This is a genomic window from Ruegeria sp. CDSC021 (assembly GCF_059610845.1).
Window position 1 is genome coordinate 1 of record NZ_JBXWOK010000007.1, and the last position, 23244, is coordinate 23244.

Below are 23244 nucleotides of genomic sequence, written 5' to 3' on the forward strand. Positions count from 1 at the left end.
GGATCAATTGCTTAACGTCTTCACCTCGTCAGGCTCATAACCTGAAGGCCAAAGGTTCAAACCCTACTCCCGCAACCAGCGATATTTGCTAAACCGCCCGTCAGACCTACAAACAGCCCACCGGACTCTTTGCTGCACGATCTCACTTCGTGAGGCCCCTGGTGTTGAAAAAGGCAAGGGATAACATGATCCTGTGTTAGGTCTGCTAGGTGCCAAGGGATTGCAAGTTCTGAAACACCGGGTGGAAGAGCTGAAATTGATTTAGACATTCTTCCCTAAGACCTGCCTGGGTTACGGTGGGTTGGGCGGTAAGATCTGTCCAAACGGTAAGCCCCTTGCGGCGCAGAAGGTCCAGATGAGGGTGATCACTCGAATAGCCTGACGGTCCACGCTTCAACTCGGGTTCGCTGATCCTGACATTCCTGGCCGTAAGATCATTGATAATTGCCATGAGGTCATCGCCCGCTGGTCCTGCTATACCGGTCCGGTACTTCTCTAGGGCTGCTTTTTCATATTGGAAGACGCCGCACCCAAGGGACAGGCAATCCGGGGACAGCCCGAAATGCCAAAGCGGGGGCTGATCTCCGCAATCGCCGGGTATGAAAGACATGCGCAGATGAGGATTATAGGGTGTCTTGTCGTTTGAGAACCGCACGTCTCGATGAATACGATAGATCTTGACCGAATGGGGCATGTGCGTCATCTCGGCCAGCGCCTGTGACATCTGGGCCGCAAATTGTTCTGCGGGCTGTTTGATCGCGGCCTCATAGATCTGTTTGTTGGCGTGAAACCACTCGCGTCGGTTATTGGCTCGCAGTTCAGAAAGAAACTGAAGGGCCTCGGGCGAAAAGCAGCGGAACTGATCCATCATCTTCTCCTGATATTCAACTTTTCGGCGGCAGGCTGGCGGCGTGCGCCAAGCACAGGCTCAGCCAGTCACCCAGCGCAGCCGGATCGCAGTCGACCTCGTCTACAACGACAAACCCACCGAGTTTTCGCTTTCCGTGGACAATCGGGTTTGCAAACGGATTAGAAAGCGCCTCGGTCTCTTTGGCCTTGCCGACACGGAACATGAACCGTCCAAACCCGTCTTTGTCGCGGCGCGCGCCGCACAACATATTGCCGTTCAGAAAAAAGCAGGTGCCACCCATCATCCGCATTTCGGAAATTCCAATATGCGCCTCGAGGGCGAGGCGCATACGTTGATTCAGGTGTTCATCATTTGGCATCAGACTGATCCCGCCAACTGCCAAAGAATTGACAGGGACAAGACGAGCATCACCAATGTTGTCAGTGCGGCACCGATCACCCGACCTTTGCCGTCGGGGGTGGAACGCAGGCTGACATAGTGTACGGCGCGGGCCACCAACAGCACAAGACCGCATCCGCCGACCAGCCAGTCTGAGGCACCGGCAATTTCCGCCCCCGCCAAAGCCAGCAGCGCCAGAGGAACATATTCAGTAAAGTTCCCATGTGCCCGAATCCGCCGCAGCAGTTCGTCGTCATCCCCGTGCAGCAGTAAAATTCCGGTCTGGGATCGTCTGATGCCTACAAGAATTCCCATCGGAATACTCATAAGCACAAAGATTGCTGTCACAAGCAGAGCGATTTGCGGTGTGTGTTCCATGGGAATTCTCCTGTCTGCCCAAGATTAAGACGCCATGCTTTCATAAGTAATCAACGCAAACCGAGCGCCTTGTGGGTCGTTCAGAGTGGCCATCCGGCCGACCCCGGGCATATCTATGGCGGGTTGCAAGACTGAGGCTCCCTGTGCAACTGCGGCTGCTAGGCTGTTATCGACATCAGCAACCGTAAAATAGATCGTCCAGTTGCCATCCGTCTCGGGCATGGGCGAGAACCCTCCGATTGGCGTTTCACCAACCACCGCGGCGGCATAGCTTGACCCGTCCTGCATCGGCATCTCGTTAATGTTCCAGCCCAGCACATTTTTGTAGAATTGCTTGGCCTTGGTCTGGTCTGGCCCGGAATGCCCGATCCAGCCCGAGTTTCCAACGGTGGTCATGTCCAGAATGCTCATCTCTATCTCCCTTTGATTGCCCGCTGCATGCGGGACTGAACAAAGGACGCGTGAGGATCGGCCTTTCCTACAACTGGTTCAAATCTTTTTCACAGGCGGCGATTTCTTTCAGGACCGCCACACGTTCCGGTCCCGTCGGACCAAGGTTCAATACGCGGTTAAGGGACTGGATCGCGGCGGGAAGATCGCCGATCTCTCGCAACATTGCCGCGCGCAAGGCATGGAACCAGCGATAAGACGCCAGATCATTCGCCACGGTATCCAACGCAACAAGCGTGCGGCGTGGGCCATGAACCCTGGACCCGGCGGCGATCTGGTTCAGGCGGATGACAGGTGAGGGCTGGAGGCGATAGAGCGCGGCATAATGCGCCTCGATCAGAGACCAGTCGGTATCTTTTGTCGATTGGGCATGCGCATGAACGGCGGCGATTGCGGCCTGAATACCGTAAACACCAACTTGGTTCAGCCGTTCGGCCTTTTGCATCAGGGCTGTCGCTTCGGCGATGTTGGCCTTGTCCCAAAGGGCCCTGTCCTGATCTTCCAGGGCTACAAGATCACCTTGATCGTCTAGCCGTGCTTCACGACGGGCATGTTGCAGAAGCAACAGGGCCAGCAGTGAAATCTGCTCGGCCATCGTCGGGAACAAGGCAACCAGCAGCTGGGCCAGACGTATCGCCTCATCGCATAGTTTGAGCCGGATTTGCACCGGGCCACCCGAGGTTGACCAGCCTTCGTTGAACATCAGGTAGATCATCAAAGACACTTCGCCCAAACGCGCAGCCCGCTCCTGTGGCGTGGGTGTTTCAAAAGCGACAGAACTTCCTGCGATCCTTTTCTTGGCGCGGGTAATTCGCTGTTCCATTGCCTTTGTACTGACAAGGAAACCACGGGCGATTTCTTCCACACGCAACCCGGCAACAATTTTTAGGGCCAGCGCAATCTGGTCTTGCCGGCTTAGGTCCGGGTGACAACAGATGAACAGCAGGCGCAGAACATCGTCGCGCAGCTCGTCCGGATCTGGTGCGTCATCAGCCATGGAATGAAATTCTTCCCTGTGGCGGGTCAGGATTGCGCTGCGGCGTTGGGATTTGCGCAAACCATCCAGCCCGGCATTACGGGCGGTGGTCAAAAGCCAAGCTAGCGGATCGCGCGGCGCGCCTTGTTTGCGCCATACGGTCAGGGCCTTTAGACAGGCTTCGGCAAATGCATCTTCGGCAAGGTCGATGTCCCGGAAATACCGCGTCAGGGCCGCGATGGCCTGCGGGCGTTGCTGCAAGAACGTGGCCTCTAGCCAATCCGACACGCGGTCAATCCAAGGTCATCGACCCGCCTGCCCAGGCGGCGGGGCGGACCTCAAGCCGGGCAACAGGTGACGAGATCATTCGCGCATGTTCAAGCGCCTCATCCAGATCGTTGAACTCGGCCAGATATAAGCCCAGAAAACTTTCTTTCGTCTCAGCGAACGGGCCGTCGACGATCATAGGTTGCAGAGTCTCGGCAGCCGCGGGTTCGACTGTGACAGCCGTAGTCGGGGGCATCAGTTTGACGGACAGGAAATCCCCGCGCTGCCTGAGGGCATTCTGTAGCACCGTATGTCCAGCCATGACATCGTCCTGACGGTCCTGTGGCAACGCTTCGAACACACCCGCCTGACCATAGATCGAGATTGCATAGATCATTTTTACCTCCGCGATGTTGGTTTCATCCTGCTAGGACGCGCGAGGCTTTGCAAATCCGACACTCATTTCACCGATCTGCACAGTTTCTGCAGATCTTCTGCACCCGAGCTTCCCGACCTTTGGGTCAAACCAGTCCCTTAAAACACAAGAGGGAAGAAATGGCGCAGCAACTTATAATATCTGGAGTTCCGAATTCTGTGGCGCTGGACGCTTGGTGGCTGTCGGAAGAGACGGTGATTTCAGGCACCAAGGGCCCGCCGGGTTCAACCCCGGGGTTTGCCACCGATGGTCGCGCATGGCGCGTGATCGGGTTTATCTTGCTGGTCGCGCTGGCGGATTACCTGTTCTGGGGGCATCAGGCGGGTGTGTCTCTAGCGGTCTTTGCTGTGGCGGTCTTTTTGTGCGGCCTGCCCGCGGATCGGTCTGGCAAAGGGGTGCTTATGCCCGCAACGGTTTTGGTGCTGAGTGTTTTGCCGGTCGTGGATTTCGTTCAACCATTATCGGTCGCGTTTCTTTTGTCCGGGCTCGTCGTTGCGATTGTCTGGGTCAGGCACCCGAAAGGCCAGGTTCTGGAACTGCTTTTGCTGGCGCTGGGGTTTCTGACTGATCTTCCAAAGAACTGGCTTGGCCCGGTCCGCGCGATACCCGGCCTGAAAACCACGATTGTCAGCGATGCCGGAGGCGGCTGGAAGCGGGTTCGGCAGTTCCTGCGCAACTGGGGTCTGCCGATTGGCGGGACGATGGTTTTTGTTACCCTGCTGGCCGAGGCGAACCCGGTATTCCAATCCCTTGTCACCCCGGATATCGCTTTCGGTCAACTGCTGCAGCGCGCCATGTTCTGGGGAGGGATTGCGCTGATCATCTGGCCGTTTGTTGACAATCACCCGCTTCGCGGACTGAACCCGCGACAATTCGCAGGCCCTCAGACGATCCCCGGCCTCAACGGTGGTTCGGTCCTGCGGGCGCTCTGGGTGTTCAATGCACTGATTGGTGTTCAGACAGTGCTGGACCTTTCGATTCTGCTGGGCGGGGCCTCATTGCCCGAGGGGATGAGCTATGCATCCTATGCCCATCGCGGCGCATATCCGTTGCTGGTAACGGCGCTGCTGGCCGGTGCATTCGCCCTGGCAGCGCGGCCGTTTCTGGATGAAAATCGGGTGCTGAAACCGCTGATGGTGTTGTGGCTGGCACAAAATGTGGCTCTGTGCGGTGCGGCGTTGATGCGTCTGGATTTATATGTCGGCACCTATGGCCTGACCTACCTGCGTATCTATGCGCAGATCTGGATGGGTCTTGTTGCGGCAGGTCTGGCGCTGGTTGGGTGGCAAATAGCGTTCAGGAAATCCAATAGTTGGTTGATCGCGCGAACCGGCATTCTGAGCATACTGGTCCTCTATTGCGCCAGTTTTGTGAATTTTGCCCATGTGATCGCGACCCGAAACCTGAAACTGCCCGAACCGGACTATGCCTATCTGTGTTCGTTGGGGCCCATGACCGGGATGCATAACAGCTACGGGTATCCGAATTCGCTGTGCTATTTTGAAGCCGACCCGATCAACAGCTGGCAGGAATGGGGCTTTCGAAAGTGGCGCCTGTCCCGCTATGGTGCCGATCTGAGCAGTATCGGTCCGGGTATATGAATATCTTAGTTGTCGATGATGATCCGCGGTTGCGTGAAGTTGTGCGTCTGGGGCTGGAACGCGCTGGCTACAGCGTTTCGACCGCCGCCAACGGTCAGGAAGCCGTAATCAGCACGTTTCGCGACGAACCGGACCTGATCGTTCTGGATGTTGGCCTGCCCGAACTGGATGGCTTTGCCGTATGTCAGAAAATTCGAACCCGTTCGGACGTCCCGATCCTGTTCCTGACCGCCCGCGATGATGAGGTCGACCGAATTCTGGGGCTGGAACTTGGGGCCGATGACTACGTGACCAAGCCTTTTAGCCCGCGCGAACTGGTGACGCGGGTCAAGGTGATCCTAAGGCGCACCAATCGCATTGTGGCGGCGCCGGGAAATCTGCGGCACGGCCCCTTGACCTTGGACCGGACCGCAAGACTCTGTGCTTGCCACGACACGGAAATTGCCCTGACCGGGACTGAGTTTCAGATCATGGTGATGTTGATGGAAACACCGGGCCGTCTTGTTCCCCGCACGGCCCTGATTGCCGAGATTTGGGGCGCGCACAGCCAGGTCTCGGACAGGACCTTGGACAGCCACCTGCGGAACCTGCGGAACAAACTGGCAGAGGTTGGTTTGCCCGACGCGGTGGAAACCGTGCATGGACAGGGCATCCGGATGCGGAGGCTGGGGTGACCCGGCGCTGGCGGCCTTCATTGGCATTTGTGCTGGGCGGTGCGCTGGTCGGGACATTGGGTCTGTCATTCGCGGGTCTGGTGGCTCTGCGTTATCTGGGGCCAGAATTCGGATTTCGGAACTCTGCTTTGGTTCTGGGCGGGGTGATCTTTCTGGCTACGTCGGGGCTGGGTTGGTTGCTGGTGCGCCTACTGCTTCGCCCGATCAAAGCCCTGCAGGCCTATGCCGGGGCGCAAGAGGCGGGTACCCAGGCGGCCTCAATCCAGCATTTCGGCACCAAAGAGCTTCACCAGACCGCAACTCAGGTCGTCACCATGGCCGAGGCGCTGCGTGACCGTGAGGCGACCATCCGGTCTTATACCGATCACGTCACGCATGAGTTAAAATCGCCGGTAACCGCAATCCGCGCGGCGGTTGAGATGCTACAGGACACCCCAGATGGCAGCGATGACTCCAAAGCCCTAATCGCGCAGATCGACGGCGCGCGTCAGCAGATCGAAACCCAGCTTGCAGCACTTCGGGATGCCGCCCGCGCGCGCGAGGCCCGATATGTCGGGGCAAGCACCCTGCGCGATGCGTTGCCTGGGGCGCCTCCGCTTGAGCTAAACCTGTCCGGGGCGGATGATATCGCATTCCCGATTTCGGCCGAGGGGTTGCGGATCGTTCTGGGCCATATTCTGCAAAACGCCAAAGATCATGGGGCCAGCGCGGTGGATCTGCGTTCCGAAGAAGCTGGAAATGCGGTTATTCTGACCGTGTCCGACAATGGGGTGGGGATTTCGCCCGGTAACGTCGACCGCGTGTTCGATCCATTCTTTACCACCCGCCGGGAAAGCGGCGGGACGGGTATGGGTCTGGCTATTGTCCGTAACATCCTGTCTGCGCATCGCGGTGAAATCGAAAACCTGCCCGCCCCATGTGGCGCGTGCTTTGAATTGCGGTTCTTCAGGTTCTAATCGGGGCCATAGGTCATTCGTGTATTGGCCCCGAATGTTTGACAGAATTGATCACTGTTGGGCAGGCAGTGGAAGGCAACCGGGCAGGCCCGCAGGCAGGACCAGCCGTGCCCCTTGCCGGTAAAGCGATTGGGCGAACCCGCTGCTATCCGATGTGACCGTGACACTGACTTGCGAAGAGTCGATGACCGCCACATCATCCGCTAGATTTCGCATCAACCCCTCTGAGGGAAAGACCACGACATAGGCAGGGGCCTCGTCCGTTATCAATGCGACGACCACCAGAACCGACAGCCATCCAAGCACCATAAGGGGGATGGCTGTCAGGAGTGATCTAATAGTCATGGATATGCTCAAGCGTCAGGCCGTCCCCCTGGATCTGGCGCAGACGCTGCGAGAGGTCCGGAACCTTGACCAGTATCAGATGACGATAGTCCCCGAACCCTTGTCGTTGGGCGCTGAAGATTGCATCCGGCGCAGTTGGTTGATCCGACAGGGCGGTGAACAGAATGTCGTCATTGCCGGCGATCTCGACAATCTCGACCCCCGCGCTGGCCATTTCCGCCATTAGGTTGGTCAGGGTGCGGTAGCGCGGCGTTTCGATCTCAACTCCGTTTGGGCCTTCAGAGATAACCTTCACGCCGGGATAGGCAGACAGGCTGTCCGCACTGGCGCCGGTGATGATCATCCTCAGCGTCAGCTCATCAGCGCCGACCTGCGCAACCGCCTGTTCGATCACGCCCGCATAGGCCTGTTTGGCACCGTATTCCAGACCCAGCGCAATCGCCCTCTCGCTGTCGCGCAGGCTGCCGCTGTTTTGTTCGACCAGGCTCTGGGCGTCGTCGGCGAAGGGCCATTTATACCACGGAACCTGTTGTAGGAACGCGGCATATGCGGCGGCCTGCTGTGCCGACAAATCATCCAGAGGTGCCCGCTGTGGGCCCCGCAAGGCAGAGGCCAGCCGACCGAGGGTTTCCTCATAGGCAGCCTTCAGCGCCAGCTCGGCGGAAAAGCTGGCACCGATCACATAGACCATCTGTTTGGTGGCCCCATCAACCTGACCGAGCGCGGAGGCGTTCCGGTTCAGGTCGCAAAGTGACCCCCAAAACCCGGTGATACTGCTCCAGAACCCGTAATCATGGGGGTCCTGAGTGCGCAGAACCTCGGCGTAATCCTCGTATGCGTGGACAATGTGCCACTCGGGATAAGTCATCAGCGTGCGGGTCTCGGCCCGGTGATGTGCCGGGTCGATCAGGGCGGTATAAGCCGGGGGCTGACCCGTACCACGGCAGCTTGTTTCCACATAGAGGATCGGAGCGGCCAGCGCGATCCCGGCAAGGATCAGCGCCAGAACCAGCCGCTTGGTCCAGCGAAACAGGAACCTCATGCGGTTTGCCTCAGGTCCCGCAGCCCGGCCCAGGCGGCAATCCCGCCAAGCGCCAGATGCGGAAAGTTGGCAAACAGCCGGGGCAGGGACAATTCCGGCCCGGCCGATGGGTTTGTAAAGATACCCAGATCAAGATAGCCATAACCGGTGAAAAACCCGAACACGCCGTCCCCCAGATAAGCCAGCCCGAACAGGATCAGAAAGCTGCGAGCCGCGCGGTGTGACATCAGCCCGGCGATCAGCGCCCAAAGGGCCGAGGCCACATGCAGCGCATCGTCATAGATATCCAGCGCAAAGATGCCAAAGGCCAGACCATCCTGATCCGTCAGGCCGGGAACATAGTTCAGCGATGCCGCGATCATCAGCGAGACAAAGTAAACCAGACAGAGTTTTTGAAGGTTGCTCATAGACGCCCCAGATAGCTGTCCCAAAGGTTGTTCCGCAGAACCAGTTGCGGATCAAGCTCTCGTTTTGCCTGCGCAAACCCTTCCGCATTGGGGTAGGCTGCAGTCAGTTGATCCAGTGTCGCATGTGGCCTGTACGGCAGGTAATAGGTTCCGCCAATCGCCACGATCCCGTCGATCAGCGCCCGGGTCATCCGCGCCATGTCGGCTTCGCCGCGTTCGGTCAGCTCCTGACTGAACGACATGACAGCGGCGATCCGCGGTTCGCTTGCATAGGACAGAACGGCCTGATCGTCCTGTGCGACATAGCGCAGCGTTACGTTCAGAAACTCTTGATACGAGGCCGGAATTACCGCGCGACACACTGATAAGAAATCGTCGAACGCATCGAACCCCACGAAATACTCGTGCAGGATGTCGGTCCGGTCCGGGTTGCGGTCGTCCAGAGTCACAACCGGTTCGTTGATCAAAGTGGTCCGCGTCGCCTCACCCGAACCCAGCGCTGGGCCCAGCCGTGTTTCATTCCACCAACGGAAGGATTTGAAGGGCTCGCTGCCCAGTTGAGCCCGGTACAGACGGCTGGCCGCATGCGACATCCACCCCGACCCGGACGCTGGTGGCAGGTCCGACTGGTCCGAGCCTTCGCGATATGTCACTAATAGCGCTTTCTCGAAAAACGTATCGCGTTCAACATTCAGGCGGCCATAGGCCATTGTGACCGCCGGGTCGTCAATCGCCGCACGAAAGGCCGAGGCAAACGCTCCTGCTTCCAGAATGTCGAAACCCGGCGTCAGGCGTGAATTTGGAACCATCTCGACCTCAAGGTCCACGATCACGCCGATCAACCCGTACCCGCCCATCGCCAGATTGAACAGCTCGGTGTTCTCGGTGGGCGAACAGGTCACCAACTCACCCGAGGGCAGGATCATGCGCAACGATCGGACCGTCGCCCCCATCGGGCCAAAGGGAACCGGCCAGCCATGTGCATTGACCGAATAAGTGGCGGCGACACCGAAATCATTATTTGACTGCATGACTTTGGGGGACCAGCCTGCGGGATCAAGCGCTGAGATGACCTGTGACCAGCGGGCTCCGGCATGGGCCAGATAGGTCCCGGCTGAACCGTCGATCTGAACCGATCCATTGTCAAAGGTAATCGCTGTGCCGTTGCGGGGAATGGCTTGCCCACCCATGGAATGCCGCGCGGCCCCAATGTTGACCGGGCGTCCTTCTGATCTGGCCTCCGAAAGCTCTTGCCGGATGGCGGCGATCAGCGTGTCTCCGGGGTCATCGCTGAGCACCAGATGTTTGTGGATCGGTGTCGGTGACAGTCCGCTGGCGTCATTCATCACTTTGTCGCCGGTTTCCGCAAATGTCCTTCTTGTGCCTTCATAGACAGGAAGGTCCGGTCCCAGCCACCGTGACGCAACCCATCCTGCCAACCCTCCGCCGGCAAACAAGGCCGCCCTTCTGGTAAATGTTTTCATCTTTCGATTTCTCCCGAAGTTAACTGGGACATCTGATCAAGAATGATTTTAAGCGCAGTTTGAAATTTCTGCGGGCCTCAATCCGGGGTATTTGCCTGACCCCTGCCAAGGTGTCCATTTGGGCATCGGGTCGAAGAATGTGCAAGTCCAAGGCCTGCTGTACCAGCGCAAAGGTGTCCTAGTTGCCCCGGATCAGGCCGACGGGTACCTGCAGCATGGCGATGCGCCATGTTCAGCAGATTCGGGCAAGGTCCAAGGACCAGTTTTTTGACCGCAAGTGGCTCGAAACTTGACTTCATTCCCGGAATGTTCAACCGGAAGGCATGTTTTGAAAACTGCGGAAATCCGTACTTGTAAGACAGTCAGCGGCCACAGCTTGGCGTAAGCTTTCCGCTACGTAAGTTCATGCGCGCACGGCAGATTTGCGTCGGGGCATCCGCCAAACTGCCGTTTTTATGCTCAATCAGGTGTTGCAACTGTAACGATGATCTGGATGATCAGGACCACCAAGGCCGTAAAAATGGTCTGTCGTCCAAAGGGCGATGTTAACAAAAAGGGGAGTTACAAATGATTCTAAGAAACCTGATGATCGCTGCAAGTGCGACGGCGCTGATGGCGGCGGGCGCTTCGGCGGAAACGCTGCGCTGGGCGCGGGCCGGTGATGCTCTGACGCTGGATCCGCATTCGCAGAATGAAGGTCCGACGCACACCGTGCGACACCAGATTTACGAGCCTCTGATCATCCGCGACGTGACCGGTGCATTCGAGCCCGCGCTGGCGACCGAGTGGGGCCCCAAGGCCGATGACCCGAATGTTTGGGTCTTCAAGCTGCGCGAGGGCGTGAAATTCCATGACGGTGCGGACTTCAACGCCGAAGATGTGGTGTTCAGCTTTACCCGAGCCAAGCAACCTAATTCCGACATGAAAGAGCTGATCGGTTCGATCGTCGAAGTGCGCGCAGTTGACGATTTCACCGTCGAGATTGTCACAGATGGTCCGAACCCGATCCTGCCGTCGAACCTGACCAACCTGTTCATTCTGGACAAGGGCTGGGCCGAGTCGAATGACACCGTTAATGTTCAGGATTTCGAAGGCGGCGAAATCACTTATGCCACCACCAATGCCAACGGTACGGGCCCCTATGTTCTTCAAAGCCGCGAACCTGACATCAAGACGGTAATGGTGCGCAACGACAACTATTGGGGCATCGACCAGTTCCCGATGGAAGTGACCGAGATCATCTATACCCCGATCCAGAACGCTGCGACCCGCGTTGCGGCGATGCTGTCGGGTGAGGTGAACTTCCTCCAGGATATGCCGGTGCAGGACATTGAACGCGTCAATGGTGTCGACGGTCTGATGGTCAAGCAAGCCCCGCAGAACCGGGTGATCTTCTTTGGTATGAACCAGGGTGCCGATGACATCGAGGCGGATAACGTGGACGGCAAGAACCCTCTGGCCGATGTGCGCGTGCGTCAAGCGATGTCGATGGCGATTAACCGTGATGCGATCAAGCAGGTCGTGATGCGCGGCCAGTCGCAGCCTGCAGGCATGATCGCACCGCCCTTCGTGAATGGCTGGACCTCTGACATGGACGGCGAATCCTCCACCGATCTGGCCAAGGCCAAGGAACTGATGGCAGAGGCAGGTTATGGCGATGGCTTCTCGCTTCGGCTGGACTGCCCGAATGATCGGTACATCAACGATGAAGCTATCTGTCAGGCGGCTGTTGGGATGCTGGGCCAGATCGGCGTGACCGTGAATCTGGACGCCAAGCCCAAGGCGCAGCATTTCCCGCTGATCACCGATGGCAAGACAGATTTCTACATGCTGGGTTGGGGTGTGCCGACATATGACTCGGAATACATCTTCAACTTCCTTGTTCATGGACGCGAAGATGACATCGGCACGTGGAACGGCACCGGTTATCAGGACGATGCGCTGGACGGGAAGATCAAGTCGCTTGCCTCGAATACCGATCTTGACGCTCGGAATGCCGACATCGCCGACATCTGGCGGGTTGTGCAGGACGAAGCGCTTTACATCCCCATTCATCACCAGGTTCTGAACTGGGGTATGGCCGATGGTGTGGGCATCGAAGTGGATGCCGAAGATCAGCCCAAGGTCAAATATTTCACTCTGAACTAAGCCATTCAGATCAGTGATTTGGCAGGGCGCGGTTTCGCGCCCTGCCTTTTGCGCTATTGTTAAGCGCAACACCGCATCGCGGGGCAAAAAAGGGAGATTTCGCCATGACCCTCAGGAACAGTGCCATTGCTTTGGCCTTGCTGGCCACCACCAGCGTTCAGGCTGCCGAATTCAAATGGGCCTCGACCACGGACCCGCAGACGATGGACCCGCACGCGGTCAACTCGGCCCCGGTTCTGGGGTTTCTGAACAATGTCTACGAAGGCCTTGTGCGCCGCGACAAGGACATGAGCGTTCAACCCGCGCTGGCCGTCAGCTGGGAGACGATAGGCGACGGCGAAGGTTGGCGCTTTAACCTGCGTGAGGGCGTGACCTTCCATGACGGTAGCAGCTTTGATGCGCAGGATGTGCTGTTCAGCTATCAGCGCGCCTCGGGCGAGGCGGCGGATACCCGCAGCTGGTTCGCGCCCATCAGCGAGGTGATCGTGGTCGACGACTATACGGTCGATTTCATGACGACTGCGCCGAACCCGTTATTCCCATCCTCAATCGCCAACTGGATGATCATGGATCAGGGCTGGGCCGAGGCCAATGACGCAGCGGTGCCCGACAAAGAGGTCGGGAATTACGCCACCCTGAACGCCAACGGCACAGGCGCCTTCAAACTTGCGGCACGAGAGCCCGGCCTGCGCACGGTTCTTGAGCCCTTTGACGGCTGGTGGGATCAGGCCGACCACAACATCACAAGTGCTGAGTTCACTCCGATCCAAAACCCGGCGACAGCGGTTGCAGCCTTGTTGTCAGGCGATGTGGACATGATCAACCCGGTGCCGATTCAGGATGTGGCGCGCCTGAAGGAAAACGGGGATGTCGACGTCATTCAGGGGATCGAGGCACGGGTCATCATGTTGGGGTTCGATCATCAGGCTGAGGTGCTTAAATACACCGACGATGCGGGCAAACCGAACCCGTTCCGTGACCCGCGCGTCCGCAAGGCAGTGGCACAGGCGGTCAATGTGGATGCCATTCTTGCGACTATCATGCGGGGGAATGCCGAAGCGGCCTCGCAACTGGTCAGCCCGGCGATGAGTGGTTATTCCGAGGCGAATGCAGACCGTCCCGCCTTTGATGTCGATGCCGCAAGGGCCCTGCTGACCGAGGCCGGATATGCAGATGGGTTTTCGTTCGGGCTGAAATGCCCCAATGACCGCTATCTGAATGATGAGGCCGTTTGCCAGGCGGTTGTCAGCATGCTGGCCCAGATCGGGATCACTGCGGAACTGGATGCCATGCCGGTCCGTAACTACTGGCCGGAACTCAGGGAAGGCAAATACGATATGTACCTGCTGGGCTGGAGCCCCGGTACATTTGATGCCGAACACCCCGTGCGCTTCCTTGTGGCTACCCCAAACGAAGAGAAAAAGCTGGGCAGCTGGAATTTCGGCGGATTTTCGAACGCGCGGGTGGATGAGCTGCTGCCGAAGATCCAGTCCGAGTTGGATGCGGGCAAACGGCAGGCGATGCTGGATGAGGTCACGCAGATCATTCAGGACGAACAGGTCTATGTGCCGATGTATGTGCAACCTCTGGTCTGGGGCACACGCAGCAATGTCGAACTGACGCAGCGCCCGGACAACTTCTTTCTGCTGCGCTGGGTAACGGTTAACTGAAACCGGGGCGGGGCCAGAAAACGCTAGCTTGCGTTAGCGGTATCTTGACCACCCCGCCCGGGCTTGCATAGACAGTCCGATCAACGAGGAAAACGAATGTTCGCTTATATTGTCCAAAGGATGTTCCAATCCGTGATCGTGCTGCTGATCGTGGGTCTGGTTGCCTTTTCGATGTTCCGCTTTGTCGGTGATCCGATCGACAACATGCTAGGGCAGGAACGTACGCAGGCCGATATCGACCGGCTGCGGTCCGATCTTGGTCTGGATCAGCCGTTTCCGGTGCAATATTTCAAGTTCCTGCAAGGCGCGGTGCAGGGCAATTTTGGCGTGTCCTACCGGCAAGGCCGACCGGTTTCGACCATCATAGCCGAACGCGCCCCCGCGACATTGGAACTGGCCTTTGTGTCGGGCTTTCTGGCCATCACCCTTGGCATCGCGCTGGGCGTTTTCACAGCGATTCGACGACAGGGGGTGGCGGCGAATATCATCATGACCGTGTCGTTGATCGGGGTTTCCCTGCCAACCTTCCTAATCGGGATATTGCTGATCTATATATTCTCGGTTGAATTGGATCTTTTACCCAGCTTTGGGAGGGGCGAGACCGTTATGATTGGCGGCTGGTCCACGGGGTTCCTGACAACCTCGGGGCTCAAGGCGCTGATCCTGCCGGCGATCACGCTGGGCCTGTATCAGATGACGCTGATCATGCGGCTGGTGCGGTCGGAAATGCTTGAGGTCCTGCGTGCCGACTATGTCCGTTTTGCACGTGCGCGTGGGCTGTCGGACCGGGTGATCAATTTTCGCCACGCGCTGAAAAATACGCTGGTGCCGGTGATCACAATCACCGGGTTGCAGCTGGGCTCGATCATCGCCTTTGCCATCATCACCGAGACGGTGTTTCAGTGGCCCGGTGTGGGCCTGCTGTTCATAAATGCGATCCAGTTTGTCGATATCCCTGTTATGGCCGCCTATCTGATGCTGATCTCGGTCATGTTCGTGTCGATCAATCTGATCGTCGATCTTTTGTACTATGCCATTGACCCGCGCCTGCGTGTCGACGCGAGGGCCACATGACCGATACTTCTGAAACTTCGAGACAAGTGCCCAAATCGCGGCTGGCCCAATTTTGGGACAGCGATTTCGCATGGTCCTTCCGTCATTCGCCCGTGGCGATGGTTGCCTCATTTGTTGTGGTCCTGCTGGTGCTGGCGGCAATACTGGCCCCGCTGATTGCGCCGCATAACCCGTTTGATCCGGCAACGCTGAACCTGATGAACGGATTTACACCGCCGGGCACGCCGAATGCCTTTACGCAGGACACGTTCCTGCTGGGCACCGACGATCAGGGGCGCGATGTGTTCTCGACCATCCTCTATGGGATGCGCATATCCCTGTTTGTCGGCGCAGCGGCGGTGCTGCTGGCGTTGATCATCGGAGTTGTTCTGGGGCTGGTCGCGGCCTATTTCGGCGGCTGGGTCGAGACGCTGATCATGCGGGTCGCAGATGTGCAGCTGACCTTTCCTGCCATTCTGGTCGCCATGCTGATCTTTGGCATCGCCAAAGGCGTGACCCCACCCGAATATCGTGACGAGATGGCAATCTATGTTCTGATCATCGCCATTGCCCTGTCCGACTGGGTGCAGTTTGCCCGGGTCGTCCGCGGTGCGGCGTTGGTGGAAAAGAACAAGGAATACGTGCAGGCCGCCCGCCTGATCGGGCGCGGTTCTTTCCCGATCATGTTCCGCCACATCCTGCCCAATGTACTCAGCCCGGTTCTGGTCATCGCCACGATCTCACTGGCGCTGGCGATCATTGCCGAAGCAACGCTGAGCTTCCTCGGCGTAGGGGCACCACCAACCCAGCCGTCATTGGGCACGCTGATCCGTATCGGGCAGGGCTTCCTGTTCTCGGGTGAGTGGTGGATTTTGTTCTTCCCGGCCTGCACCCTGTTGGCGCTGGCCCTGTCTGTGAACCTGCTGGGCGACTGGCTGCGCGATGCACTGAACCCCAAGCTGCGGTGATTTCATGAGCCTTCTGACGATCAATGACCTGACGGTCGAATTCCCCACCCGCCGCAAATTGTTCACAGCCGTGGACCATGTGGACCTGTCGGTTGAACCCGGAGAAATCCACGGCTTGGTTGGCGAATCCGGGGCCGGTAAATCCACCATTGGCGCGGCCATCATGGGATTGTTGGATCGCCCCGGCCGTATTGCCAGCGGCACGATCCAGCTGAGCGGTGACCAGATCAGTGGTCTGGATGCCGAGGCGATGCGGGGGCTGCGCGGCAAAAAGATCTCGATGATCTTTCAGGACCCGCTGACCTCGCTGAACCCGTTATTCACCGTGCGCGAACAACTGACCGAGACCATTCAGGCCCATCTGGGTGGAACGGATGCCGAGGCGAACCAACGCGCGCGCGACCTGATTGACCGGGTTGGCATTCCTGATCCGGACACGCGGCTGGACCAGTATCCGCACCAGTTCTCGGGCGGGATGCGGCAGCGTGTGGTCATCGCGCTTGCCTTGTGTACCGAACCGGATGTGATCATCGCGGATGAGCCGACCACGGCGCTGGACGTCTCGGTTCAGGCGCAGATTCTGGACCTGATCAAAGAACTGGCGCGGGAACGTCAGGTGGGCGTCATCCTGATCACCCACGACATGGGTGTGATCGCGGACACGACGGACAAGGTGACGGTGATGTATGCGGGCAAGGTTGTCGAAACCGGCCCGACCGTGCAGGTGATGGGGCAGCCCACCCATGAATACACCAAATCGCTGATCGCTGCCGTGCCGCGCCCGACCCTGAAACTGCATCGCTTTCCCCAGATCAGCTATGGTGGACGCGAGACACGCTTTGCCATCGAAGACATGGCCCGCCACTGGCCCAAGGTGGATAATGACACCAGCAAACCGGTGTTCGAGATCCGCAACCTGACCAAGAAGTTCCTGCAGCGCAAAGGCCTGTTGCCCTGGGACCGCACCTATTTCACCGCCGTTGACGAAGTAAGTTTCGACATCCGCGCAGGCGAGGTGTTTGGCGTTGTGGGTGAATCCGGCTCGGGCAAGTCGACTGTCGCACGGATGATTGCAGGGTTGTACCCTGTGGATGGCGGCACGATTACATTCGACGGGCAGGTGGTCAGCGATCTGACCAATCGGACCGCGCTGGATGCCTATCGCAAGAACATCCAGATGATCTTTCAGGACCCGTATTCCTCGCTCAATCCCCGTATGCGGGTGGATGAGATCGTGGCCGAGCCGATCCGCCATCACAGGTTGATGGAAGGTGCAGATATCAAACGCCGCGTCGATGAGTTGTTGGATCAGGTGGGACTCGGCCATGAGGCCGGGCAGAAATACCCGCATGAATTCTCGGGCGGACAGCGGCAACGCATCTCGATTGCACGTGCGCTGGCCACGCAACCGCGATTCCTGATTTGTGACGAGCCAACCAGCGCGCTGGACGTGTCCATTCAGGCGCAGATTCTGAACATCTTGAAGGACCTGCAGGAACATCTGGGCCTGACCCTGCTGTTCATCAGTCATGACCTGCCGGTGGTACGTCAGATGTGCGACCGAGTGGCAGTGATGAAACAGGGCCAAATTGTCGAGTTGCAGGAAACCAATAACTTGTTCGCCAACCCCCAGACGGATTATGCCCGCGAATTGTTGCGCCTGATGCCCAGGCTTGATGACCTGTCGACCGAGGGGTTGGACGCCGAATCCTGAGGCAGTGACGATTCCAGTATTGGCGGTATGACGGAAGGTCCGTCAATATGGCGATAGTTTTGACGTTTTCGTCAAGATTGCCTCTGCAGATTGAACAACTGTGCCTTCATACTTTCTGAAACGAAAGAGGAGGCGCGTTTTGAGCTGGAATATCTGTGTCATCGGAGCAGGCAAGATCGGTCAGATGATCGCGACTTTGCTGCAAACTTCATCCAACTATTCGGTCACAGTTGCCGACCGCGATCTGGCGGCGTTGTCCGTGCTGAATCGGCAGGGAGTTTCGACCCGCCAGATTGATGTCAGCGATGAAACGCAGCTGGCTGAGGGTCTGAACGGTTTCGATGCGGTTATCTCGGCGGCTCCGTTTTTCCTGACCCCACGGATTGCCAAAGCCGCCAAATCGGCCGGCGCGCATTATTTTGACCTGACCGAAGATGTTGCCGCCACCAACGCGGTGCGCGAGTTGGCCGCCGACAGCGAAACGGCCTTTATGCCGCAATGCGGGTTGGCACCGGGTTTTGTCGGCATCGCCGGCGCGGCCTTGGCTGCGGAGTTCGATACGCTGGACAGCCTGCATATGCGGGTCGGGGCGTTGCCGCTCTATCCCACCAACGCATTGAAGTACAATCTGACCTGGTCCACCGATGGGCTGATCAACGAATATTGCAATCCGTGCGATGCCATCGTGAATGGCGAACGGGTCAAGACCGCTCCGCTCGAGGATTACGAGCGTTTGGGTCATGACGGGGTGGAATATGAATGCTTCAATACCTCGGGCGGGTTGGGCACGTTGCCAGAAACCCTGGACGGAAAGGCGCGGGACGTGTCGTACCGATCGATCCGCTACCCGGGACACCGTGACATTCTGCGTTTGCTGCTGAATGATCTTGGATTGGAACGTCGTCGCGACCTGATGAAGGAAATCTTCGAGACCGCGCTGCCGCGGACCGATCAGGATGTGGTTCTGGTTTATTGCACCGCAAAAGGCATGATCGATGGGGCTCTGCGCGAGAAATCCCTGATCAACAAATCTTATGCCCGTACCCTCAATGGTCAGGTCTGGAGCGCCATTCAGGTCACCACTGCTGCCGGTGTTCTGGGTGTGGTTGATCTGATGCGAACGGGTGCTTTGCCCGGCAAAGGGTTCGTGCGGCAAGAGCAGGTGAACCTATCTGATTTCCTGAACACCGAATTCGGTCAGCTTTACCGCACCGGGGACATAACCAAACAGAACAAGGCGGCCTGAGATATGAAAGACATCGCTATGACAGCCCAAACAACCCTTGCAAATCTGGACCTGACAGCCGCTGAGCTGATGGGCGGCACGCTGGCTGTACGCTCGCCCATTGATGGCGGCATTCTGGCCGAGGTACATGAAACGCCTGCGTCAGGGATGGGCACGGTGTTTGCCAATGCCAAGACGGCATTCAAGGCGTGGCGCACGGTTCCGGCCCCACGCCGGGGCGAGCTGATCCGCCTGCTGGGCGAGGAATTGCGCGCCGCCAAAGACGATTTGGGTGCGCTGGTCAGCTGGGAAGCTGGTAAGATCACCTCGGAAGGTCTGGGTGAAGTGCAGGAGATGATCGACATCTGCGATTTCGCCGTCGGCCTGTCGCGCCAGCTTTATGGTTTGACCATCGCATCTGAGCGCCCGGGCCACCGGATGATGGAAACGTGGCACCCGGCAGGACCGGTGGGCGTGATCTCGGCCTTCAACTTTCCGGTGGCGGTCTGGTCGTGGAATGCCGCGCTGGCGCTGGTCTGCGGTGATCCGGTGATCTGGAAGCCGTCTGAAAAGACGCCTTTGACCGCGATGGCCTGCCAGAAGATCTTTGAACGTGCACTGGCCCGATTTGGTGATGCGCCCGACCACCTGCTGCAGACCCTGATCGGAGGTGCCGCGCTGGGCGAGGCGCTGGTGGCCAGCGAGGACGTGCCGGTCATTTCGGCGACCGGGTCCACACGGATGGGCGGTGCCGTAGCCCCCATCGTGGCGCAGCGGTTCGGGAAATGCATTCTCGAGCTTGGTGGCAATAACGCCATGATCGTGGGCCCTTCGGCCGATCTGGAAATGGCTGTACGCGCGATCGTCTTTTCTGCGGTCGGCACAGCCGGTCAACGCTGCACCACGCTGCGCCGTCTGATCGTTCACAACTCGATCCGCGAAGAACTGGTAAGCCGGTTGAAAAAAGCCTATGCCGGTCTGCCCATCGGCAATCCGCTGATCGAAGGCACTTTGATCGGTCCGCTGGTGGACGAAGCCTCGGGCGCGGCCATGACCGCTGCGCTGGACGCTGCAAAGGCCGAAGGCGGCGCAGTCTTTGGTGGCGACCGCGTGACCGAAAACGTCCCCGCCGGTGTCTATATGCAGCCCGCGATTGTCGAGATGCCTGGCCAGACAGCAACCGTAAAGACCGAAACCTTTGCACCGATCCTCTATGTCATGGGGTACGACGCGTTCGACGAAGCCATCGAATTGCAAAATGACGTACCGCAAGGTCTGTCGTCTTGCGTATTCACTCTGAACATGCGCGAGGCCGAGCAATTCCTGACCGCAGCGGGATCGGATTGTGGCATTGCCAATGTCAATATCGGGCCATCGGGGGCCGAGATCGGTGGCGCATTTGGTGGCGAGAAGGAAACCGGTGGCGGGCGTGAAAGCGGCTCGGATGCGTGGAAGGCCTATATGCGCCGTCAGACCAACACCGTGAACTACTCAGCCGAGCTGCCGCTGGCGCAAGGCGTCAAGTTCGACATCTGATCGCGCTGTCGGCGGTACCTGATGGTGCCGCCGGCTCATCAATCTGCAAACAGATAATCCAATCGCATGATGGCCTGCGCCTGTTCCTGTGAAACATTCAGAAACCGGACAATGGCGTCTTCGTTTTCTGTCCGGTCGCTGGTTTCCCGCAGGCGTGCATGTCGATCCAACGCGGTGCCCCGGATCAATTCGGATTCGTATTCCATCGCGTTGTGCAAGGTTGGGACAAGCCGTGCCACGGTTTCGGTCGGGCTGTCCTGACCGGCCAACCCCACACGGCGGGCGTGGCCGATCAGGTAATCGTCGGAATATTCACACTCGACTTCAAGCACATGGGTTTTGACCTGATCTGCACAGAAGTCCTGAATGATTTCGATATCTGAGGGATCGATGCACAGAACCAGCCGGTTGGTTTCGAAACTTTCAAACAGCATCCGCACAAGAGCACGCCGGTGGCGGGACCGTTTGAGCAAGGTCGTTTCGATGCCGCCAAGATCGGGCAGAGCCGTATCCTGTTCGTTGAACAGATACTCGACACAAGGGATATCGGTTTCGGACTTAATCTGATCGACCAGACGCTTGGCCACATGCCATTTCTTGCACACGATCAGGAAAACATCGCGGTCCGGTCCCAGCGTATTTCCGGCCTCCCAGAACCTTTGCTTGTGGCGGCGTCCGACGCGCCCTCTTGCGGTTAAGAAACTATGGAGATTGCGACCTTCATCCGAGATGTGAAAATCCACCCCATCCGCAGAATAGAGCTGGCCTAACCGGTCCTTCAGCTCATGTGCCTCGGGGCTGATTTTGCGGGCGAACAGAAAATCCTGCCCTAACAGCATGTCGTAATGGTCGTTATAAAATGTCACGGGCATTCCGTAGTCCGAGAACATCAGGAATGTGAGCGTTCGGTTGTCGATCTCTTCACGGGGAACAAGGTGGCGGACAAGCGTTTGAAAGAAAGTCTCATCCGGTATCCAGGTGGTCGAGAAAAAGCGGATTACGTCCGGGCGCTGGGCCAGGAATTCAAAGATCATTTCAACAGTATGACGGCGCAGACACCACCACTGACTGCCGATCATGACCTGGATGTCAGCCGGAACCTCGCGGGTCAGACCAAGTTTTTTCTGTACGTCATAGGATGTATAGAATCGTCTGCTCTGGGTGCGCTCATTGAAGAAATGGCGATAGATCAGCCGGTCTTCTTTCATGCCGGTCTTGATCCAGTTACTGGCAAAAAAGTCGTGGCTTTCGACAAAATCCCTGTCGTTGTCGTTCAGGAACTGATGCGCGTATTCCGCTGTTTTGATCGCCATGCAATCCCCTGACAGCATGTAGAAATGCGTCGCGCGGGGAAAGGCCTTGAGGGCGGCTTGCACTGCGTTCAATGTGGCCTGTACCAAAGACCACTCGCCCCAACCGCATTTGATGCGTTTGGTTGCAAAAGTGACATTCGAATTGGCCTGAAGAGCGCCCTGAATGCGTGCATAGGCCTCGCGACTTGCGCGGGCGTCAAAATGTATGGCCATGCAATCGCCAGCAGCGGTTAGCTGCTCGGCCTGCGCAATGATTGCGTCAGGGTCCTTGTGGCACAACAAAATGTAGGCAATTTTTGCCATTTCAGTTCTTTGTTATCCGTTTCTGCCCGGTTCCCTCTGTGATACTGAGGATGAGCGATTGAATAAACAGATTATTTTTGGTTCTGTAGATACAAAAGCAGGCGCGAATAGTGAGTTACGACCTGTTGAGGAGGCGCAGAAAATGGGTTTTCCCGGTACATGGATGACCGAGAGCGAGAGCATGGTTTACCGTGTTGTCCCGAAATGTGCATGCTCAACCATCGGGCAAATCATGTATTTTTCGGATCATGGCCGGTTTTTTGACGGCGATATCCACGATGCCAAGGACGGGATGCATAAATGGGCGTTCGGTCCCAGCCAGGAGCCGATTTCGACAAATGTCCGAAATCATAACTCCTTTTCTTTCACCAGCGTGCGGAACCCGTACACGCGAATTCTCAGTTCGTTTTTTGATAAGATCTGTGGAATTCAGCGCAACGGCAAACGGTATCGCGGCAATCTGGTGCCGACGCTGATCTACAATTACGGCATCGAGGTTGGCGGAGAGGACGGTCAGGGTGATTTCGACCAGGTCGCCAGTTTCCGCAGATTCCTGTTATTTGCTCGTGACACGATCAGGTGGCGCCGGCCCATGGATCCGGATATCCACTGGTCCGCCATGTCTGGCCATGTGTCGACCTTTATTGCAAATGGCGGACGATATGATCGCATCTTCTGGACCGAGAAGTTCAACGATGGGATGCAAGGTGTTCTGAGCAACCTGGACACGCCACACAAGGTGGCCCTGTCCGAAATCCCGCGGTTCAACGAATCCGAAGGCCACGGACCTAAACGAAAGCATCCTGTCGAGGACTATTTCGACGACCTGTCGATGCATCTTGTCTACGAGATCTACAAACAGGATTTCGATCTGTTCAAATACGATTTTGAAGATCCGGCCAACAAGATGCCGATCGCCGAGATTGATCTGGATGAAGTCCACGCCAAGCTTGGGGATTGAGCTGGAAATCACCTTCTCCCGCCCATCGTCAATGTATCTCGCAAAACATCTCCTCTGGTTGGGTCTGGCGCCGCGCTATGCGCCGCCC

General features: G+C 57.7%; 22 protein-coding genes. 11 read left to right on the forward strand and 11 right to left on the reverse strand.

What is annotated here, in order from left to right:
- Positions 1–205 precede the first annotated feature (205 nt).
- From AC2FGB_RS11990 to AC2FGB_RS12015, 6 genes are all read right to left on the reverse strand, one after another.
- The gene (locus AC2FGB_RS11990; RefSeq protein ID WP_496694065.1) at positions 206–868 is read right to left on the reverse strand and encodes a DUF2461 domain-containing protein; all 663 of its coding nucleotides are present in this window, start codon (positions 866–868) and stop codon (positions 206–208) included.
- A 16-nt stretch (positions 869–884) separates the two neighbouring features.
- Entirely contained in the window at positions 885–1229 is a 345-nt protein-coding gene (locus AC2FGB_RS11995; protein WP_271950983.1) for a TfoX/Sxy family protein, read from the reverse strand.
- The gene (locus AC2FGB_RS12000; RefSeq protein ID WP_496689890.1) at positions 1229–1627 is read right to left on the reverse strand and encodes an MAPEG family protein; all 399 of its coding nucleotides are present in this window, start codon (positions 1625–1627) and stop codon (positions 1229–1231) included. Before AC2FGB_RS12000 ends, AC2FGB_RS11995 begins: the two co-directional genes overlap by 1 nt.
- Before the next feature lie 24 nt (positions 1628–1651).
- Positions 1652–2038 (reverse strand): VOC family protein, encoded by a 387-nt coding sequence (locus AC2FGB_RS12005; protein WP_142638446.1) that lies wholly within the window; start codon positions 2036–2038, stop codon positions 1652–1654.
- A 67-nt stretch (positions 2039–2105) separates the two neighbouring features.
- Positions 2106–3341: an RNA polymerase sigma factor gene (locus tag AC2FGB_RS12010; RefSeq protein ID WP_496689889.1), complete on the reverse strand. Its 1236-nt coding sequence runs from the start codon at positions 3339–3341 to the stop codon at positions 2106–2108.
- A 4-nt stretch (positions 3342–3345) separates the two neighbouring features.
- Positions 3346–3717: a YciI family protein gene (locus tag AC2FGB_RS12015; protein ID WP_142638441.1), complete on the reverse strand. Its 372-nt coding sequence runs from the start codon at positions 3715–3717 to the stop codon at positions 3346–3348.
- Between the two features lie 158 nt (positions 3718–3875).
- Between AC2FGB_RS12015 and AC2FGB_RS12020 the strand changes: the two genes are divergently transcribed.
- From AC2FGB_RS12020 to AC2FGB_RS12030, 3 genes are read left to right on the forward strand one after another with little or no spacing between them, the layout of a single operon-like run.
- Positions 3876–5357 carry a DUF4153 domain-containing protein gene (locus AC2FGB_RS12020; RefSeq protein ID WP_281995549.1) on the forward strand — a complete coding sequence of 494 codons (1482 nt, stop codon included), beginning with the start codon at positions 3876–3878 and terminating at the stop codon, positions 5355–5357.
- The gene (locus AC2FGB_RS12025; RefSeq protein ID WP_496694066.1) at positions 5354–6031 is read left to right on the forward strand and encodes a response regulator transcription factor; all 678 of its coding nucleotides are present in this window, start codon (positions 5354–5356) and stop codon (positions 6029–6031) included. Before AC2FGB_RS12020 ends, AC2FGB_RS12025 begins: the two co-directional genes overlap by 4 nt.
- Entirely contained in the window at positions 6028–6987 is a 960-nt protein-coding gene (locus AC2FGB_RS12030; RefSeq protein WP_281995550.1) for a sensor histidine kinase, read from the forward strand. The genes AC2FGB_RS12025 and AC2FGB_RS12030 overlap by 4 nt, the downstream gene beginning before the upstream one ends.
- A gap of 51 nt (positions 6988–7038) precedes the next feature.
- Here the strand turns inward: AC2FGB_RS12030 and AC2FGB_RS12035 are convergent, their stop codons facing one another.
- From AC2FGB_RS12035 to AC2FGB_RS12050, 4 genes are read right to left on the reverse strand one after another with little or no spacing between them, the layout of a single operon-like run.
- Positions 7039–7332, reverse strand: coding sequence for a hypothetical protein (locus tag AC2FGB_RS12035; RefSeq protein ID WP_281995551.1), 294 nt, complete (start codon positions 7330–7332; stop codon positions 7039–7041).
- Complete coding sequence (locus tag AC2FGB_RS12040; protein ID WP_496694067.1) at positions 7322–8374, reverse strand: hypothetical protein; 1053 nt, start codon at positions 8372–8374, stop codon at positions 7322–7324. The genes AC2FGB_RS12035 and AC2FGB_RS12040 overlap by 11 nt, the downstream gene beginning before the upstream one ends.
- Positions 8371–8781 (reverse strand): DUF4383 domain-containing protein, encoded by a 411-nt coding sequence (locus AC2FGB_RS12045; protein ID WP_496694068.1) that lies wholly within the window; start codon positions 8779–8781, stop codon positions 8371–8373. The genes AC2FGB_RS12040 and AC2FGB_RS12045 overlap by 4 nt, the downstream gene beginning before the upstream one ends.
- Positions 8778–10265 (reverse strand): FAD-binding oxidoreductase, encoded by a 1488-nt coding sequence (locus AC2FGB_RS12050; RefSeq protein ID WP_496694069.1) that lies wholly within the window; start codon positions 10263–10265, stop codon positions 8778–8780. Before AC2FGB_RS12050 ends, AC2FGB_RS12045 begins: the two co-directional genes overlap by 4 nt.
- A gap of 567 nt (positions 10266–10832) precedes the next feature.
- On the opposite strand from AC2FGB_RS12050, the gene AC2FGB_RS12055 reads away from it, so the two are divergent.
- The 7 genes from AC2FGB_RS12055 to amaB all read left to right on the forward strand — a co-directional run bounded on the left by AC2FGB_RS12055 (position 10833) and on the right by amaB (position 20579).
- Entirely contained in the window at positions 10833–12413 is a 1581-nt protein-coding gene (locus AC2FGB_RS12055) for an ABC transporter substrate-binding protein (RefSeq protein WP_185956712.1), read from the forward strand.
- A gap of 104 nt (positions 12414–12517) precedes the next feature.
- A complete protein-coding gene (locus AC2FGB_RS12060) occupies positions 12518–14083 on the forward strand; it encodes an ABC transporter substrate-binding protein (RefSeq protein WP_496694070.1) in 1566 nt (521 codons plus the stop codon).
- 96 nt (positions 14084–14179) lie between these two features.
- Positions 14180–15157, forward strand: a complete 978-nt coding sequence (locus AC2FGB_RS12065; protein ID WP_142638424.1) for an ABC transporter permease — start codon at positions 14180–14182, stop codon at positions 15155–15157.
- Positions 15154–16104 (forward strand): ABC transporter permease, encoded by a 951-nt coding sequence (locus AC2FGB_RS12070; protein ID WP_271950952.1) that lies wholly within the window; start codon positions 15154–15156, stop codon positions 16102–16104. The genes AC2FGB_RS12065 and AC2FGB_RS12070 overlap by 4 nt, the downstream gene beginning before the upstream one ends.
- Positions 16105–16108: 4 nt before the next feature.
- The gene (locus tag AC2FGB_RS12075; RefSeq protein WP_496694071.1) at positions 16109–17818 is read left to right on the forward strand and encodes an ABC transporter ATP-binding protein; all 1710 of its coding nucleotides are present in this window, start codon (positions 16109–16111) and stop codon (positions 17816–17818) included.
- Positions 17819–17957: 139 nt separating this feature from the next.
- The gene (locus AC2FGB_RS12080; RefSeq protein ID WP_496694072.1) at positions 17958–19064 is read left to right on the forward strand and encodes a saccharopine dehydrogenase family protein; all 1107 of its coding nucleotides are present in this window, start codon (positions 17958–17960) and stop codon (positions 19062–19064) included.
- An 18-nt stretch (positions 19065–19082) separates the two neighbouring features.
- A complete protein-coding gene (amaB, locus tag AC2FGB_RS12085) occupies positions 19083–20579 on the forward strand; it encodes an L-piperidine-6-carboxylate dehydrogenase (protein ID WP_496694073.1) in 1497 nt (498 codons plus the stop codon).
- Positions 20580–20617: 38 nt separating this feature from the next.
- On the opposite strand, the gene AC2FGB_RS12090 is transcribed toward amaB, so the two are convergent.
- On the reverse strand, positions 20618–22195 hold the full coding sequence (locus AC2FGB_RS12090; protein WP_496679507.1) for a DUF5928 domain-containing protein: 1578 nt from the start codon (positions 22193–22195) through the stop codon (positions 20618–20620).
- 142 nt (positions 22196–22337) lie between these two features.
- Here AC2FGB_RS12090 and AC2FGB_RS12095 point away from each other — a divergent pair, with 142 nt between their 5' ends.
- Entirely contained in the window at positions 22338–23156 is an 819-nt protein-coding gene (locus AC2FGB_RS12095; RefSeq protein ID WP_496694074.1) for a sulfotransferase family protein, read from the forward strand.
- The last annotated feature ends 88 nt before the right edge of the window (positions 23157–23244 follow it).